Origin of the sequence: Nocardioides sp. NPDC023903, from assembly GCF_040639295.1 — a bacterium.
Taxonomy (GTDB): domain Bacteria; phylum Actinomycetota; class Actinomycetes; order Propionibacteriales; family Nocardioidaceae; genus Nocardioides.
Genome location: NZ_JBEZZS010000019.1, coordinates 69,931 through 84,232 on the forward strand (window position 1 = coordinate 69,931; position 14,302 = coordinate 84,232).

Here is a 14,302-nt window from a genome sequence, read left to right on the forward strand (position 1 = left end):
TTCTCTGGGCGACTCGACCAGCACATCGCTCCGGAAGGGATCTGTCTTGACCCCCATCACCCTTGCTGCACGCACCGGCCGGGCCCTCCGGCTCGGTGTGGGTGACTCGATCGCCATCGTCAACCTGTTCGGCCAGCAGGTGGTCGACACCTGGGCGGTCAGCGCCGTCGATCCCACGAGAGTGCTTTCGATGGCCCACACCCGGATGGCGAACGGGCGCCTCGCCGTCGAAGCGGGCGACACCCTGGTCGGCTCCGACCGTGAGCCGATGCTGATACTCGAGTCCGACACGTCCGAAGGTCACCACGACACCTTGATCCCTGCGTGCGACCCGGCTCGGTACCTGCAGCTCGGCGCCGTCGGTCACCATGACAGCTGCGCGGCCAACTTCCGCGACGCGCTGCAGGAGCTCGGAGTCCCGGTGCCGAGCCAGGTTCCCCAGCCGCTCAACCTGTTCATGAACGTTCCTGTCGGCACCGATGGGACTCTGCGCATCGAGCCACCGATGAGCCGACCCGGGGATCGAGTCATGTTGCGTGCTGTCCAACCGGTCGTGCTGGTGCTCTCGGCCTGTCCGCAGGACCTGGCGCCCACCAACGGTGCCCACCATGCGCCCCGTGACGTCGAGCTGAGGCTCCAGCCGTCGCACGACCACGCGGGCGGACGACCGTTGTCATGATCGCCGAGCTGATCTCGAGGTTCGGTCGCCTGGAGGACACGCCGACCGGCGTGCTCGAGGACGTTCTCCGTGACCTCCAGAACGAGAAACACGTGCTCACGTGCCTCGTGCCCGGCGAGGCACGCGAGCGCGCGGCCGCATCCACCGAGCGCTGGTCGGAAGGGCGCCCGGTCGGATGCCTTGACGGACTCCCGGTCGCCGTCAAGGACTGCATCGATGTGGCGGGCATGCCTACGACGAACGGATCGGTCGTGGACGCGTCACCGGCGCCGGTCGTACGTGACGCCGGAATCGTTCAGCTCCTGCGGGCTAACGGCGCCGTCCTGATCGGCAAGACGAACCTCAGCGAGCTCGCCTTCTCGGGAGTGGGGACCAACCCGCACTTCGGGTCGCCGGTCAACCCGCTCTCGGGCCCTGAGCAGCTGATCACGGGAGGCTCCTCATCAGGCTCCGCGGCAGCCGTCGCGTCGGGACAGGTACGCCTCGCCCTCGGCACCGACACCTCGGGCTCGGTCCGGGTGCCGGCCGCGTTCTGCGGGATCGTCGGCTACAAGGCGTCCGAAGGGCGTTTCCCCCGAGACGGCGTACGGACGCTGTCACCCACCCTGGACAGCATCGGGCTCCTCACCCCGACCGCGGCCGATCTCGCCTTCGTAGCCGCCGCTCTCGATCCCCGCGAGGGCCAGCCATACTTCCAGACGGCCGGCCCGGTGCGGCTGGTGATGCCCGAGGACGAGGTGGTGACCGACGTTGCGCCGGAGGTCGCGGCCTGGTTTCGCGACGCGGTCGAGGAGATCGCCGGGCTCGACGGCATCCGGATCGACCGGCGCCCTCTCCCCGTGCTCGCCGAGGCCCAGGAGCTGATGGACCGCCACGGCACCCTGGTCGCCGCGGAGGCGTTCGCCCGCTACGGGCGGTTCCTCGACGGTTCGTCGGCCGCCCTGCTCGATCCGGCCGTCGCGCGCCGCCTTCGTAGTGCGTCAGGCGTCGTCCCCACTGTCGGGCCGGTGCGCGCGCGCATGAGCGAGCTACGGGAACGGGTGGCGGTCGAGCTCGCCGGTGGCCTTCTGCTGTGCCCCACCGTCCGTCATGCTCCACCGGCGGTCTCGGTGGTCACCGCCTCCGCCGACGCCTTCGACCGGTGGAACGCCCGCATCCTGCGTACGACCATGCTGCTCAGCTATCTCGGCATGCCCGGCGTGAGTGTGCCGCGCGGGGACGGCCGTCGGCGGGGGTTGGGGCTCCTCGTCTCCGCGCCTTCTGGCCACGACCCCGCAGTGATCCGGGCCGCCCAGCTGCTCGACGACCTACCCGAGAAAACATCACCAAGAGAACAGATAGGAACGCTCCGATGATCGACACCCCTGACCGACACCCAGCCCTTCAGCCCCGCCTGCTGGGCTCGATGGATCTTGCCAACCGGCTCGCGGTCGCACCGATGACGCGCATCTCAGCAACGCCGGAAGGCGTGCCCACCGAGCTGATGGCCGACTACTACGCGGAGTTCGCCGCGGGCGGATTCGGACTGCTCATCACCGAGGGCATCTACCCTGATGCCGCCTACAGCCAGGGATACCTCGACCAGCCGGGCCTGGTCACCCAGGAGCACATCGCCGGGTGGCGAGCGGTCACCGACCGCGTACACGCCGAAGGTGCCCACATCGTCGCCCAGCTCATGCACGCCGGTGCTCTCTCCCAGGGCAACCCCCACCGTGCGGAGACGCTCGCGCCGTCGGCTGTCCAGCCGCGCGGCACGATGATGGCGGCGTACGGCGGGAGCGGCCCCTGGCCGCTGCCGCGCGAGACCACAGGTGACGACATCGCCGAGGTGATCGAGGGATTTGCCGCCGCCGCCCGCAACGCCGCTGACGCGGGCTTCGACGGCGTCGAGGTGCACGCCGCCAACGGCTACCTGCTCGACCAGTTCGTGACGGAGTACACCAACCTCCGGACAGACCAGTACGGCGGCTCGACGGTCAACCGCATCCGACTGACCGCCGAGGTCGTCGAGCGGATCGCCGCGGAGGCGCCGGAGGGCTTCACCGTCGGCGTCCGGGTCTCGCAGACCAAGGTCAATGACGTGGTCTACCGCTGGTCGGGCGGCGCCGAGGACGTCGTCGTCATCGCCGAGGCCCTCGCGAAGGCCGGCGCCCACTACATCCACGTTGCGAGCGAAGGACGATCCTGGTTCGAGACCGCGCAGCTCGCCGACGGATCGACCGTCACCGGGCTGGCCCGCGAGGTGTCCGGGCTCCCGGTCATCGCCAACGGCGGGATGCACGACCGGGATCAGGCTGCGCGCGTGCTCGCCGAAGGACACGCTGACTTCCTCGCCATCGGGCACGTCGCGCTCGCGAATCCGGACCTGCCGCGTCGGTTGGCTGCCGGTGACGAGCTGGCCGAGTTCGACCCGGCGATGCTGCGGCCAAGTGTCACAATCGAGTCCAGCATCCGGTGGCGACAGGCGGGATGAGCATGGATGTGGACAGTGATGCGTGGCGCGGGGCGGCCGCCGCGGTGGCCACCCTGACCTTCGACGTCGACGCCGAGACTCCCGTCCTCGCGGCGGGTGGCCGCTACTCGCGGCACCTGACGACGATGTCTCACCAGGCGTACGGGCCGGATGTGGGCGTGCCGCGGATTCTCGATCTGCTCGACGAGCTCGAGGTGCCGGCGACCTTCTTCGTCCCCGGCTGGGTGGCCGAGAAGCGCCCTCACCTGGCCGCGAGCATCGTCGAGCGCGGGCACGAGGTGGCGCACCACTCCTACAGTCACCGGTCCTCGACGGACATGACGGAGCAGGCCCAGCGCGACGACTTCGAACGAGCCCTCGCCGTGTTCGAGGCCCAGGGCATCGAGGTGACCGGACACCGCGCCGCCATGTGGCAGACGACCACCACCACGATGGAGCTGCTGGCCGAGCATGGACTGTCCTACGACTCGTCGATGATGGCGGACGACCGGCCCTACCTGCTCAAGCTGGCTGACGCCGACGTCGTCGAGCTTCCGGTCCACTGGTCCCTCGACGACTGGGAGCAGTACGCCTTCCTGCCGGAGCCCTTCGTGGGCAGTCTCATCGAAGCGCCGTCGAAGGTCTTCGACATGTGGCGCGACGAGCTCGAGGGGATGAGGCGGTACGGCTGCCTGTTCAACCTGTGCCTGCACCCGTTCCTCACCGCTCGCCCGGGCCGTCTGGGCGTCGTCCGACGCCTGGTCGAGTGGGCGCGCGATCGGGGTGACATCTCCTTCGAGCGGTGCCGTGACGTCGCGGCTCGCGTGGCTGAGGTCGGCGGCGTACGCGAGGTGTACGCGACCCCCACGGAGATCGACCCGGAGACCTATCCGGACTGACGACGTCTCATCAGCAGACGCAGGGCCTGAAGGCGCCTGGCGGGATTCCCGCCGGGCGCCTTTCTGCTGTGCTGGCGAACGGGCCCCGGACGGATGAGAATGTACATCGACACTGCCCAGATCCTGTGTGAATGTCCACTGACGGTCGCCCAAGGCCGGTGATTCAGTGGCGGTCATCACACCAGGAGGATCACCATGACCATCTCGCCATCGGCCCCGCCCAGCGACAGCGAAGCCGTGCCATTCGATGCCCACGGCATCGGGCCCATTCCCGCAGAGTCACGCGACTCGACCCCGGCAGAGCAGTTCTGGATCTGGTTCGGCGCAAACCTGGCGCCGGTCAACTGGGTCCTGGGGGCTCTCGGAATCGTGCTCGGCCTCAGCCTGCTCGAGACCATTCTCGTGGTGGCGATCGGCAACATCGTCGGGTGCGCGCTCTTCGGGCTGTTCAACGTCATCGGCCACCGCACCGCCGTGAACCAGATGGTGCTCGGCCGGGCCGCGTTCGGGCGTCGCGGAAGCGTCGTACCGGGCCTCATCCAAGGGCTGCTCACCATGGGCTGGGTGGGCGTCAACACCTGGGTCGTCCTCGACCTCGCGCTCGGCGTGCTCGCAGAGCTCGGCGTCGAAGGCGGCACGGTCCTGAAGTACGCCGTCGCGGCCGTGATCATGCTGGCCCAGCTCGGCCTCGCGCTCTATGGCTTCTACGCCATCCGAACCTTCGAGAAGTACACCGTGCCGGCCACCGCGGTCGTGATGGTCATCATGACCGTCGTCGCGCTCTCGCAGGTGAGCATCGACTGGACCACGGGCCAGGCGACCACCACAGCGGACAAGGTCACTGCCATCACGCAGCTGGTCACCGCGATCGGGGTCGGCTGGGGCATCTCGTGGATCCCCTACTCGGCCGACTACAGCCGTTTCGTGCGCCGCGACGCCACCGACAAGTCGGTGTTCTGGGCCGCGGCCGCCGGCATGTACGTCCCGACGGTCTGGCTTGCGGTGCTGGGCGCCTGCCTGGCGAGCGCGGGCAACGGCGGTGACCCAGCCGAACTCGTGATCGCGACCTTCGGGGTGATGGCCATCCCGGTCCTGTTGCTGATCATGCACGGCCCGGTCGCGACCAACATCCTCAACCTCTACTCCTGTTCGCTCGCCGCGCTCTCGGTCGGGGTCCGCGCAGCACGGTGGAAGGTCACTCTGGTGGCTGGAGTCGTCGCATCTGCTGTGCTCGTCGTCTTCGTCAGTGCTGACAGCTTCGCCCAGGCCTTCGACCACTGGATGCTGTCGATCCTTGTCTGGATCAGCCCATGGGCCGCCATCGTGCTGGTGGACTTCTTCGTGATCCACAGGGGTCGCCTCTACGTGGCCGACCTCTACCGCGACGGTGCTGACTCGCCGTACGGATCGGTCAACAAAGCGGGCATGGTCAGCCTTGCGCTGGGCATCGTCGCCGGCTGGGCCTGGCAGTACGGCATGGTGCCCGTCATGCAGGGCCCACTCGCCCGGCTGATGAACAACACCGACCTGTCGTGGCTGTCCGGAGGACTCGTCGCAGGTGTCCTCTACCTGGTCCTGGCACGCCGTGCCGCCGCCGCCGACGCGCTCGGCCTGCCTGAGACGGCCATGAAGCGATGAGGTCCCTCAAGCAACTGAGATTGATCATCGAAGCCGCCGACTTCGATGAAGCGGTGCACTTCTATCGCGACGTCCTCGGCATGCCCGAGCAGCCGGCGTTCGCGACGGGCGGTGACGACCGGGTGTCGATCCTCCACGCCGGCCTGGCCACGATCGAGATCGCTACCTCTGAGCACATTCGCAGCATCGATCAGATCGAAGGAGCACCGCACGATCCGTCGTCGAAGCTGCGAATCGCCCTCGAGGTCGACGACACCGACAGCGCGGTCAATGCGGCACAGGAGGCAGGGATGGAACTGATCTCCGGACCGGTGGAGACACCCTTCCGGAGCCTGAATGCCAGGATCCAGGGCCCCGCGAGCTGGCACGTCACCTTCTTCCAGGAGCTGGAATCGCTCGAGCAGCGCACCCAGCACGAGGGATTCGCCACCGACGGCGAACGATGAATGAGAGTCGATCACATGCCTGAGCCCAGCTTCGTGCCCGAGGTACTGAGCGCGTCATCGATGAGCAACACCTTCCTCGGCAACCTGATCGAGGTCTGCTTCGCCACGGAGGACTGCACGCGAACGATGCAGGGGATGGTCCGTCTCGGTATCGGTCCTTGGCGCGTGTACACCTTCGACGCGTCGACCGTGGCCGACCGTGAGTACGGCGGCGAGCCTGCCGACTGGGCGCTCAAGGTCGCCTTTGCTGACGTCGGCGACATGGCCTTCGAGATCATGCAGCCGTTGTACGGTCCCTCGATCATCCGAGAGTTCCTGGACAGCCATGGCGAGGGTGTCCACCACCTCGCCTTCGACTGTGGCGAGGCTGCCTGGGACAGCCGGGCCGAGGAGTTCGCCAGTCGTGGGTTCCGGTGTTCGCAGGCGGGCCGGTTCATGGACCGCAACGCGTTCGCGTTCTTCGACACCGAAGGCGCTACCACCACCACGTTCGAGACCTACACGATCCCCAAGGGGTTCGTGTGGCCCGAGCCGGAGGAGTGGTTCCCCGGGCCTCCGCCCGCCGGGCTGGAACCCTCCCACGACCTTCTGAACTCGGAGCACTCATGACGACCAGGCACATGACGACGGGCGAGCCCGCGTCCGCCACCGACGACGTACCTGCCCCGCCCGGCCAATTCGTTGTCGTGGTCGGGCTCGTCATCGCACTGTGGTGCACCGGGTTCGCCGCGATCAGCGTCTGGTTCGAGCTCACGGACCAGTTCGCGACCGGCAGGTACGCGGAGGAGGCGGACGCGCTCTCGGTGATGAACTGGATCGTGGCCGTCCTCAAGGTGCTCGGGGTCGTGGCAGCTCTCCTGGCGATCCGGTCCCGTCCGGTGGCGCCGCGGATCACGGGAACAGTGCTGTGGGGCGCATTCGCCACGGTCACCGTGTACGTGCTCGGCAGCCTCGCCCAGGCGGTCGTGATCCTCACGGGCATCGCCGGCGACGGTGAGGGCGTCGACGCCCGGTCGATCGCCTACGTGCTCGCCTTCCTGGTGGCCGCCGTCGGGTTCGGAATCCTTGCCGTCTCCTATGCCCGTCGGGTCGGCCTGGGCGTCTGGGTGATGGTGCTCGGGGTCCTGGGTGCGCCTGTCGTGCTCGGTGGGGTGCTCGTGATCGCACCGGCTCTGCTGAAGGCAGCTGGGCTGCTGTAGGCCGGCAGCCCTGGCTAAAGCATTGACAGCCATCGATATGAGGCGCAAGATCTCATATCGACAACCATCGATATCTCGCTCAGGAGGAGCCATGTCTCGCATCCAGCTCGCGCTCAACGTCGACGATCTCGAGGAGTCGGTCGCGTTCTACTCGACCCTGTTCGGCGTCGAGCCGGCCAAGACCAAGCCCGGCTATGCCAACTTCGCGGTCGCTGAGCCGCCCCTCAAGCTGGTTCTCGTCGAGAACGCCGGCCGTGGCGGCACCATCAACCACCTCGGCGTCGAGGTGGCCGACACCGACACGGTCGACGCCGAGCAGAACCGGCTGAACGCCGCCGGGTTCGCCTCGGTCGATGAGCGCGCCACCACCTGCTGCTACGCCAAGCAGGACAAGTTCTGGGTCGAGAACGCCCCGAACGGTGAGCGGTGGGAGGTCTACACCGTGCTCGCCGACAGCGACACCTTCAACGCAACGGAGCCCGGCGGATCAACGTGCTGCGGTGCGTCCGCTGAGGCTGCGCCTGTGCCGGCCGAGGCCGCCTGTTGCTGACCGCCGGCCGCACAGAAACAACGATCGTCCGAACGGAGGAGATCCCGGCGGGGTCTGGGTCAACCCCTCGGCCGAGCTAGCGCGCGAGGTCGGCGCGTGCTTGCTCCAGGACTCGGTCGAGCTCGACGTAGATCTCCTCGTGCCTCTCTCGGAGCTCGTCGAGACCAGGTGCGTCGTTGAGGTCGCCGATCGCCTGACGGAGGGCTTCGAATCCCTTGGGGATCCTGCCGCCTGCGCTGAGGATGCTCAGCTGGCCGATGGCTGCGCGAGCGGCTGAGTTGTTGCGGTACGCCTCCTGGCGCAGCGACTCCCGCTCGGCTGCGGGGAGGTCGGCGAGGCGAGCCTTGACGCGGCTGTAGGTGACGCGCTCGAACTCGTACAGGCTCGCAGCGCACTCGCCGTACACGCGGACCCTGGCGTCCAGCAGCTGGAGGTCGCGGGTGTTTCGGTGTTGCCAGTAGGCGCCCCACCAGGCTCCGAGGAGGGTGGCGAGGATGCCCATCCCGGCCACAACGACAGTCGTAGTCACGTCGGGAGACCGTAGGGCATGCGGGCGTCGCCGCGCATCGGAAGCCGTGCCTGGCCGTCGTCCGAGCCGATGACAAGCGACCTCAGGCGTGGCGTAGCGCAGTCGTGGGGTGCCGATCGCAGTCAAACGCGGTCTACGGGTTAGGTTCTGCGGCGGCATTCCCCCGATCTTGGAGTTTCTCGATGTCAGACCTGACCTATCAAATGCTGGCGTTGGTGGCCTATATGGTCGCCATGCTCGGCATCGGCGCCTGGGCGTACCGGCGCACCTCGAACCTCGACGACTACATGCTGGGCGGGCGCGATCTCGGCCCGATGGTGAGTGCGTTGAGTGCGGGTGCCTCGGACATGTCGGGGTGGTTGCTCATGGGCCTGCCCGGTGCGATCTACGCGACCGGGCTGATGGAGGGCTGGATCGCCGTCGGTCTGACCGTCGGCGCCTGGCTCAACTGGAAGGTCGTGGCGCCGCGCCTGCGGACGTACACCGAGGTCTCGGGTGACTCGATCACGGTGCCCAGCTTCCTGGAGAACCGCCTCAAGGACAGCTCGCGGCTGCTGCGGATGGCCTCCGGGGCCGTGATCCTGGTGTTCTTCACCTTCTACGTGTCCTCGGGCATGGTCGCCGGCGGCGTCTTCTTCGAGAGTTCCTTCGGCACGGACTTCCACACCGGCATGCTCGTGGTGGCCGGGGTCGTGGTGGCGTACACGCTCTTCGGTGGCTTCCTCGCCGTCTCCTACACCGACTTCGTGCAGGGCGCGATCATGCTGCTCGCGCTGGTCCTGGTGCCCGTCGTCGGTGTCTTCGTGACCGGCGGGCCCGCCGAGACCCTCGACAGCATCCGAGCCGTCGACCCGTCGCGGCTGAGCATGCTCGAGGGCGCGACCGCGCTCGGCGTCATCTCGGCGGTGGCGTGGGGCCTGGGCTACTTCGGCCAGCCGCACATCATCGTCCGGTTCATGGCCCTGCGTACGGCGGGGGAGGCCGCGTCCGCGCGGCGGATCGGCATCGGCTGGATGCTGCTGAGCCTCTTCGGTGCCGTCGGTACCGCCCTGGTCGGCATCGCCTACTTCCAGCAGAACCCCGACGCGAAGCTCGATGACCCGGAGGCGGTCTTCATCGTGCTCGGGCAGATCTTCTTCCACCCGCTGGTCGCGGGCATCATGCTTGCTGCCGTGCTCGCCGCGATCATGAGCACGATCTCCTCGCAGCTCCTGGTGACCTCCTCGGCGCTGGTGGAGGACCTCTACAAGGCGGTCTTCAAGAACGACGCCTCGGACCGCCAGTTGGTCCTGTTCGGCCGGCTCGCCGTGCTCGGGATCGCGGTCGTGGCTGCTGTCCTGGCGTGGCCCAAGAGCGGGACCGTGCTCGACCTGGTCGCGTACGCCTGGGCGGGCTTCGGCGCCTCCTTCGGCCCGATCATCCTGCTGGCGCTGTGGTGGCGGAAGCTCACCGCGGCCGGTGCGCTGGCCGGCCTGGTGGTCGGTGCGGTGACGGTCGTCGTGTGGGGCAACATCGAGGCGCTCAGCTCGCAGATGTACGAGATCGTGCCGGGCTTCGCTCTCAACGCGATCGTCGCGGTCGTGGTCAGCCTGGTGACCTACCGGGAGAACCCGGACATCGAGGCCGAGTTCGACGAGGCGATCCGCCTGCTGGACGCTTCCGGATCGCGCGAGGAAGCGGCGCGAGTCTGACGCGACGGGCCCGGGATCTCGTGGAAACCACGATCCCGGGCCTGATGGCGTACTGTTGATCTTGTTGAAGGGATGGCTCTGTAAGCCATCCTGGCCGCACACCACGTCGCGGCTTGTATCTTTTATCTGGTTTTCGGTTCGCTGGACATCAGCACAGATGGATGTCTTCAGCGGCTTGGGACACAGTGTCCCTTGCACCGAACAGAGGAAAAGATCATGGCTCAGGGAACCGTCAAGTGGTTCAACGCTGACAAGGGCTTCGGCTTCATCGCGCAGGACGGCGGCGGCGAGGACGTGTTCGTTCACTTCTCCGCCATCCAGACCAGCGGTTACAAGTCGCTCGACGAGAACCAGAAGGTCGAGTTCGACGTCACCGCCGGCCCCAAGGGCCCGCAGGCCGAGAACGTCCGCGTCGCCTGATTTTCACTGAAGGCCCCGACCGCAACTGCGGTCGGGGCCCTTCGTGCATGTAAGGGCCACTTACTCGGCTTGCCCGCCGAAGTCCCACTGGTGGACCTCGATCGCCGCGAATTGGTCGGGGGAGAGGGCGCTCTCCGCGACGCCTGCGGAGGTGGCCTCCAGCAGCACTGCCGCGCCAACCACCACGGCTCCGTCGTCGGACAGGAGCGGCCCACAGGCGATCAGCTCGTCGCCGTCCGGCAGGCCGATGTCGTCCGTAGTCGGTTCGCAGAAGCCGAGGACGAGGTATCGGTTGTTGCCCGGCCGCCCGTCGCCGAAGTCCCACATGGTGCGACCGAGGGTGTTGCGCCACCGCCGCAGCAGCACGTCACGATAGGCGCCGGCCTGATAGCCGGGCTCCTCGAAGGCGAACGCGCGAGCTGCGCTCGCGTCCGGGAGGTCGAGGATGTGCACGCTCCCGGTCAGTGTCTCCTCGCTGATGAACGTCGGACCGCGGGCGATCATCGTCGCGGCGAACCGGTCCATGTAGGTCCAGTGCTCCTCCACCATCTCGGTGCGCAGCGGCGTCGACCCCGGGCGGTCGCGGTGGTAGCAGAAGAACTCCATGAGCTGAGGGTCACCGGCCCCGGCGTCCCGCGCAATCGGTTATCTCAGCGGGTCCGTAGGGTGGGAGCCGAGGAGGCCGACATGGTGAGCGATCGCGACCGGAACGAACAAGGGCGGGCACAACAGGCTCGACCGCGCGACGCGCTCGGGCGCCCGCTGCCGTACGGCGCAGTCGGTGTCGAGCCCATCTCCGAGGAACCGCGTCCGCCGGAGGAGACCCTGGCGTACGCCCGCAGCCTGCTCGACGACGGGCGACCCTTCGCCGCTCACGAGGCCCTCGAGGTCCGATGGAAGTCGTGCCCGGAGGAGGAGCGCGAGCTGTGGCAGGGCCTCGCCCAGCTGTGCGTCGGCCTGACCCACCACGAGCGCGGCAACACCGTCGGCGCCTCCCGGCTCATCGAGCGGGCGGCACGTCGGCTCCAGACGTACGAACAGGGTGCTGGTCCGACGTACGGTCTCGACCTCGGAGCACTCATCGCTTGTGCCCGAGTTGGGGTGGAGGGCGAGGCATGAAGCTCCCGATCGTCGGTGTGCGCCAGATCAAGCTCCCGGTCAGCGACCTGGCCCGCAGTGCTCGTTGGTACTCCGATCTGTTCGGCCTCGAGCTGGCGGCTGAGTTCTACGAGGACTCGGCGGTCCGGGGGATCGTGCTCGCCGACCACGCTGCGGGTTTCGTGATCGGGCTTCGTGAGCGCGAGTACTGTGCGAGTGGTCCGGTGCTGGACGGTTTCGATGTCTGCGCCTTCATGGTCAGCACGCCCGAACAGATGTCGGCGGTGGTCGCTCGGTGTGTCGATCTGGGCATCACGCACGGCGAGATTCACGACCGCGGGGAGTTCGGCATCGCGATGGACGTAGCGGATCCTGACGGGACCGTCCTTCGCTTCGTGGCGGGCTCGCACACTGGACCACCGGGCACCTTCGCTGGAGTCGAGTTCGGACCTGGGGCGCCGACCTTCTATGACCAACCACGACTCAGCTTCTAGCGGGGCCGGGTGCGGGGCGCCTGAGCTGTGTACCCCGTCTGTGGCATAGACCCAACTACCTATTGACCGCGTAGGTCTTCGGCGTGCTTTCGTGGAGGCATGAGCCGCACGGTCGATGTCGACTATCTGGTGGTGGGTGCCGGCGCCATGGGGATGGCGTTCACAGACGCTCTGATCGAGCACGCCGACGTGCGGGTGGGGTTGGTCGACCGGCGACACGGTGTCAGCGGGCACTGGCTGGAGGCGTACCCCTTCGTACGCCTGCATCAGTCCTCCGCCTTCTACGGGGTCCCCTCGACGCTGCTCGGCGGCGGGCAGCTGCAGCAGCGCGGGCCCGAGAAGGGCCTCCAGGAGCGGGCGACCCAGGCGGAGATCTGCGCCTACTACGCCCGGATCCTCGAGCGGATGGTGGAGTCGGGCAAGGTCGAGTTCTTCCCGAACAGCGAGTACGTCGGCGACAACACCGTTGTCTCGCGCATCTCGGGGGAGCGCTTCGAGATGCCGGGCGCTCGGATCGTCGACGCCCGCTACCTGGCTCCCAGCATCCCCGCCGAGAAGCCGCCGCCGTTCGGCGTCGCCGAGGGCGCTCGGGTGCTCCCGGTCAACGATCTCGCGCGTCTCGAGGAGACGCCGAGCCAGTACGTCATCGTCGGATCCGGCAAGACCGCGACCGACGCGTGCATCTGGCTGCTGTCGCGTGGCGTCGACCCCGACGCGATCTGCTGGGTGCGGCCGCGGGACCCGTGGATGTTCAACCGGGCGCTCATCCAGCCCGATCCCGCGATCTTCCTCGGCATGGCCGCCGACACGATGCAGATCGCCGAGAGGTCGACGTCGCTCGAGGACCTGTTCCTCGGCCTGGAGGACGCCGGCATCATGCTCCGCATCGACCGATCGGTCATGCCGACGATGGCCAAGGCGCCGACGCTGGCGACGTGGGAGCTCGAGCAGCTGCGTACTCTCGAGAATGTCGTACGCCGCGGCCACATCAAACACGTCGACCGCGGCAGCCTCACCTTCGCCGACGGTTCCCTCGCCGTCGCCGACGACGCCCTGGTCGTGCACTGCGCCGCGGACGGCCTGAAGTATCCGCCCCTGCTCGCGGTCTGGCGCCCCGAGGCGATCACGCTGCAGCCGATCCGGGCCGGCTTCCCCTGCTTCGGTGCCGCCGTCACCGGGTACGTCGAGGCCACCCGTGACGCCGACGCGGAGAAGAACCGGCTCTGCCCGCCGAGTCCGTTCCCCGACTCGATGGCGACCTGGGCGAAGATGAACGTCCTCGGCACCCAGGCGGCCATGTCGTTCTCGTCCGAGCCGGACATCAAGGCGTGGTCGGACGGGGTCGCGCTCAACCCGGCTCGGGTGCCGCCGGGCTATCCCGGCTCCGCAGCCCTCGACGACGCGCGGGAACGGCTGGCGCGGCACACCAAGCCTGCTCTCGCCCAGCTGGCTCAGCTGATCTGAGCGCATGATGACCGGCCCGGATGTCCGCCAGGTGCCTACCGCCCACGGGTATCAGCGGCGAGCGGCCGTACCTCCTTGTTCTCAGGAGGTGTTCATCATGGTGTTGAACCGTTCGCTCCTCGCTGTCATCCCTTGTGCGCTCCTGCTCTTTGCCGCCTGCGGCTCGTCCGACGGAGAGTCGGAGGTCAACGTCGCCGAGGCGTCCTCTGCGGAGACTGGGCAGGAAAATCCCGACCCCGACGATCCAACCGATCCCGACGAGCCGGTGGCGAACGTGCCGACGCTTCCGATCGGCGGCGGGTCGTACCCTCTCGACGGCACACCCGGCGTGATCTGCGCCGACGTCAGCTGGCTCTGGCCGAGCGGCGACGACCCGTCGGTCCCCGAGGGCGTCTCGGTCGTTGTCACCGGCTACGAGGTCGAACCGGAGGTCTTCGAGCCGGCTGACGCGGCGTGCGATGGTGCGTCCTGCCTGGACGGATTCGTCTTCACCGCCGACTCGACCAGCTGCCAGGTGGCGATGCTCTCACTGGTTCCCTGGACCGATGAACAGGAGGGCGAGGACGCCGTGCTGCGGCTCAGTGGCGAGATGACCTGCCAGGCCGAGCCTTGCGAGCTCGAGAACGTCGAGGGCGGCGACACCGAGGTGACCCTCGATGCGCCGGAGGTCGACACGGAGTCGGGGGAGTCCGAGGAGTCGGAGGAGTCGGAGGAGACCACGGACCCGACCGAATCCGGCTGAA

17 protein-coding genes are annotated in these 14,302 nt (G+C 68.0%); 15 read left to right on the plus strand and 2 right to left on the minus strand.

Annotated features, from left to right (window positions below):
- Positions 1-46 precede the first annotated feature (46 nt).
- The 9 genes from AB0F44_RS19310 to AB0F44_RS19350 all read left to right on the plus strand — a co-directional run bounded on the left by AB0F44_RS19310 (position 47) and on the right by AB0F44_RS19350 (position 7,863).
- Positions 47-679 (plus strand): urea carboxylase-associated family protein, encoded by a 633-nt coding sequence (locus AB0F44_RS19310; RefSeq protein WP_357358099.1) that lies wholly within the window; start codon positions 47-49, stop codon positions 677-679.
- Entirely contained in the window at positions 676-2,034 is a 1,359-nt protein-coding gene (locus AB0F44_RS19315) for an amidase family protein (protein ID WP_357358101.1), read from the plus strand. The genes AB0F44_RS19310 and AB0F44_RS19315 overlap by 4 nt, the downstream gene beginning before the upstream one ends.
- On the plus strand, positions 2,031-3,152 hold the full coding sequence (locus tag AB0F44_RS19320; protein ID WP_357358103.1) for an NADH:flavin oxidoreductase: 1,122 nt from the start codon (positions 2,031-2,033) through the stop codon (positions 3,150-3,152). Before AB0F44_RS19315 ends, AB0F44_RS19320 begins: the two co-directional genes overlap by 4 nt.
- Before the next feature lie 2 nt (positions 3,153-3,154).
- On the plus strand, positions 3,155-4,030 hold the full coding sequence (locus tag AB0F44_RS19325) for a polysaccharide deacetylase (protein ID WP_357358105.1): 876 nt from the start codon (positions 3,155-3,157) through the stop codon (positions 4,028-4,030).
- Positions 4,031-4,225: 195 nt separating this feature from the next.
- The gene (locus AB0F44_RS19330) at positions 4,226-5,668 is read left to right on the plus strand and encodes a cytosine permease (protein WP_357358106.1); all 1,443 of its coding nucleotides are present in this window, start codon (positions 4,226-4,228) and stop codon (positions 5,666-5,668) included.
- A gap of 20 nt (positions 5,669-5,688) precedes the next feature.
- Positions 5,689-6,114: a VOC family protein gene (locus tag AB0F44_RS19335; protein ID WP_357358108.1), complete on the plus strand. Its 426-nt coding sequence runs from the start codon at positions 5,689-5,691 to the stop codon at positions 6,112-6,114.
- Between the two features lie 15 nt (positions 6,115-6,129).
- Positions 6,130-6,723, plus strand: coding sequence for a VOC family protein (locus AB0F44_RS19340; protein ID WP_357358110.1), 594 nt, complete (start codon positions 6,130-6,132; stop codon positions 6,721-6,723).
- A complete protein-coding gene (locus AB0F44_RS19345) occupies positions 6,720-7,313 on the plus strand; it encodes a hypothetical protein (RefSeq protein ID WP_357358112.1) in 594 nt (197 codons plus the stop codon). The genes AB0F44_RS19340 and AB0F44_RS19345 overlap by 4 nt, the downstream gene beginning before the upstream one ends.
- 91 nt (positions 7,314-7,404) lie before the next feature.
- A complete protein-coding gene (locus AB0F44_RS19350) occupies positions 7,405-7,863 on the plus strand; it encodes an ArsI/CadI family heavy metal resistance metalloenzyme (protein ID WP_357358114.1) in 459 nt (152 codons plus the stop codon).
- A gap of 76 nt (positions 7,864-7,939) precedes the next feature.
- Here the strand turns inward: AB0F44_RS19350 and AB0F44_RS19355 are convergent, their stop codons facing one another.
- Positions 7,940-8,392, minus strand: coding sequence for a hypothetical protein (locus tag AB0F44_RS19355; protein ID WP_357358116.1), 453 nt, complete (start codon positions 8,390-8,392; stop codon positions 7,940-7,942).
- Between the two features lie 182 nt (positions 8,393-8,574).
- On the opposite strand from AB0F44_RS19355, the gene putP reads away from it, so the two are divergent.
- Together putP and AB0F44_RS19365 are read left to right on the plus strand one after the other, a co-directional pair.
- The gene (gene putP / locus AB0F44_RS19360; protein ID WP_357358118.1) at positions 8,575-10,083 is read left to right on the plus strand and encodes a sodium/proline symporter PutP; all 1,509 of its coding nucleotides are present in this window, start codon (positions 8,575-8,577) and stop codon (positions 10,081-10,083) included.
- Between the two features lie 216 nt (positions 10,084-10,299).
- Positions 10,300-10,503: a cold-shock protein gene (locus AB0F44_RS19365; RefSeq protein WP_141804077.1), complete on the plus strand. Its 204-nt coding sequence runs from the start codon at positions 10,300-10,302 to the stop codon at positions 10,501-10,503.
- Between the two features lie 60 nt (positions 10,504-10,563).
- Here the strand turns inward: AB0F44_RS19365 and AB0F44_RS19370 are convergent, their stop codons facing one another.
- Positions 10,564-11,109, minus strand: coding sequence for a YciI family protein (locus AB0F44_RS19370; RefSeq protein WP_357358119.1), 546 nt, complete (start codon positions 11,107-11,109; stop codon positions 10,564-10,566).
- A gap of 81 nt (positions 11,110-11,190) precedes the next feature.
- On the opposite strand from AB0F44_RS19370, the gene AB0F44_RS19375 reads away from it, so the two are divergent.
- The 4 genes from AB0F44_RS19375 (at position 11,191) to AB0F44_RS19390 (ending at position 14,301) form a co-directional block, all read left to right on the plus strand.
- On the plus strand, positions 11,191-11,622 hold the full coding sequence (locus tag AB0F44_RS19375; RefSeq protein ID WP_357358121.1) for a DUF309 domain-containing protein: 432 nt from the start codon (positions 11,191-11,193) through the stop codon (positions 11,620-11,622).
- Positions 11,619-12,095, plus strand: coding sequence for a VOC family protein (locus tag AB0F44_RS19380; RefSeq protein ID WP_357358123.1), 477 nt, complete (start codon positions 11,619-11,621; stop codon positions 12,093-12,095). Before AB0F44_RS19375 ends, AB0F44_RS19380 begins: the two co-directional genes overlap by 4 nt.
- A gap of 99 nt (positions 12,096-12,194) precedes the next feature.
- Complete coding sequence (locus AB0F44_RS19385) at positions 12,195-13,559, plus strand: pyridine nucleotide-disulfide oxidoreductase (protein WP_357358125.1); 1,365 nt, start codon at positions 12,195-12,197, stop codon at positions 13,557-13,559.
- Between the two features lie 97 nt (positions 13,560-13,656).
- Complete coding sequence (locus AB0F44_RS19390) at positions 13,657-14,301, plus strand: hypothetical protein (protein ID WP_357358127.1); 645 nt, start codon at positions 13,657-13,659, stop codon at positions 14,299-14,301.
- Position 14,302: the final 1 nt, after the last annotated feature.

Bases quoted from the DNA above. Each gene is read 5' to 3' on its own strand.
- AB0F44_RS19315 (WP_357358101.1), top strand. From the start codon at position 676: ATGATCGCCGAGCTGATCTCGAGGTTCGGTCGCCTGGAGGACACGCCG.
- AB0F44_RS19320 (WP_357358103.1), top strand. From the start codon at position 2,031: ATGATCGACACCCCTGACCGACACCCAGCCCTTCAGCCCCGCCTGCTG.
- AB0F44_RS19325 (WP_357358105.1), top strand. From the start codon at position 3,155: ATGGATGTGGACAGTGATGCGTGGCGCGGGGCGGCCGCCGCGGTGGCC.
- AB0F44_RS19330 (WP_357358106.1), top strand. From the start codon at position 4,226: ATGACCATCTCGCCATCGGCCCCGCCCAGCGACAGCGAAGCCGTGCCA.
- AB0F44_RS19340 (WP_357358110.1), top strand. From the start codon at position 6,130: ATGCCTGAGCCCAGCTTCGTGCCCGAGGTACTGAGCGCGTCATCGATG.
- AB0F44_RS19345 (WP_357358112.1), top strand. From the start codon at position 6,720: ATGACGACCAGGCACATGACGACGGGCGAGCCCGCGTCCGCCACCGAC.
- AB0F44_RS19350 (WP_357358114.1), top strand. From the start codon at position 7,405: ATGTCTCGCATCCAGCTCGCGCTCAACGTCGACGATCTCGAGGAGTCG.
- putP (WP_357358118.1), top strand. From the start codon at position 8,575: ATGTCAGACCTGACCTATCAAATGCTGGCGTTGGTGGCCTATATGGTC.
- AB0F44_RS19365 (WP_141804077.1), top strand. From the start codon at position 10,300: ATGGCTCAGGGAACCGTCAAGTGGTTCAACGCTGACAAGGGCTTCGGC.
- AB0F44_RS19370 (WP_357358119.1), bottom strand. From the start codon at position 11,109: ATGGAGTTCTTCTGCTACCACCGCGACCGCCCGGGGTCGACGCCGCTG.
- AB0F44_RS19375 (WP_357358121.1), top strand. From the start codon at position 11,191: ATGGTGAGCGATCGCGACCGGAACGAACAAGGGCGGGCACAACAGGCT.
- AB0F44_RS19380 (WP_357358123.1), top strand. From the start codon at position 11,619: ATGAAGCTCCCGATCGTCGGTGTGCGCCAGATCAAGCTCCCGGTCAGC.
- AB0F44_RS19385 (WP_357358125.1), top strand. From the start codon at position 12,195: ATGAGCCGCACGGTCGATGTCGACTATCTGGTGGTGGGTGCCGGCGCC.
- AB0F44_RS19390 (WP_357358127.1), top strand. From the start codon at position 13,657: ATGGTGTTGAACCGTTCGCTCCTCGCTGTCATCCCTTGTGCGCTCCTG.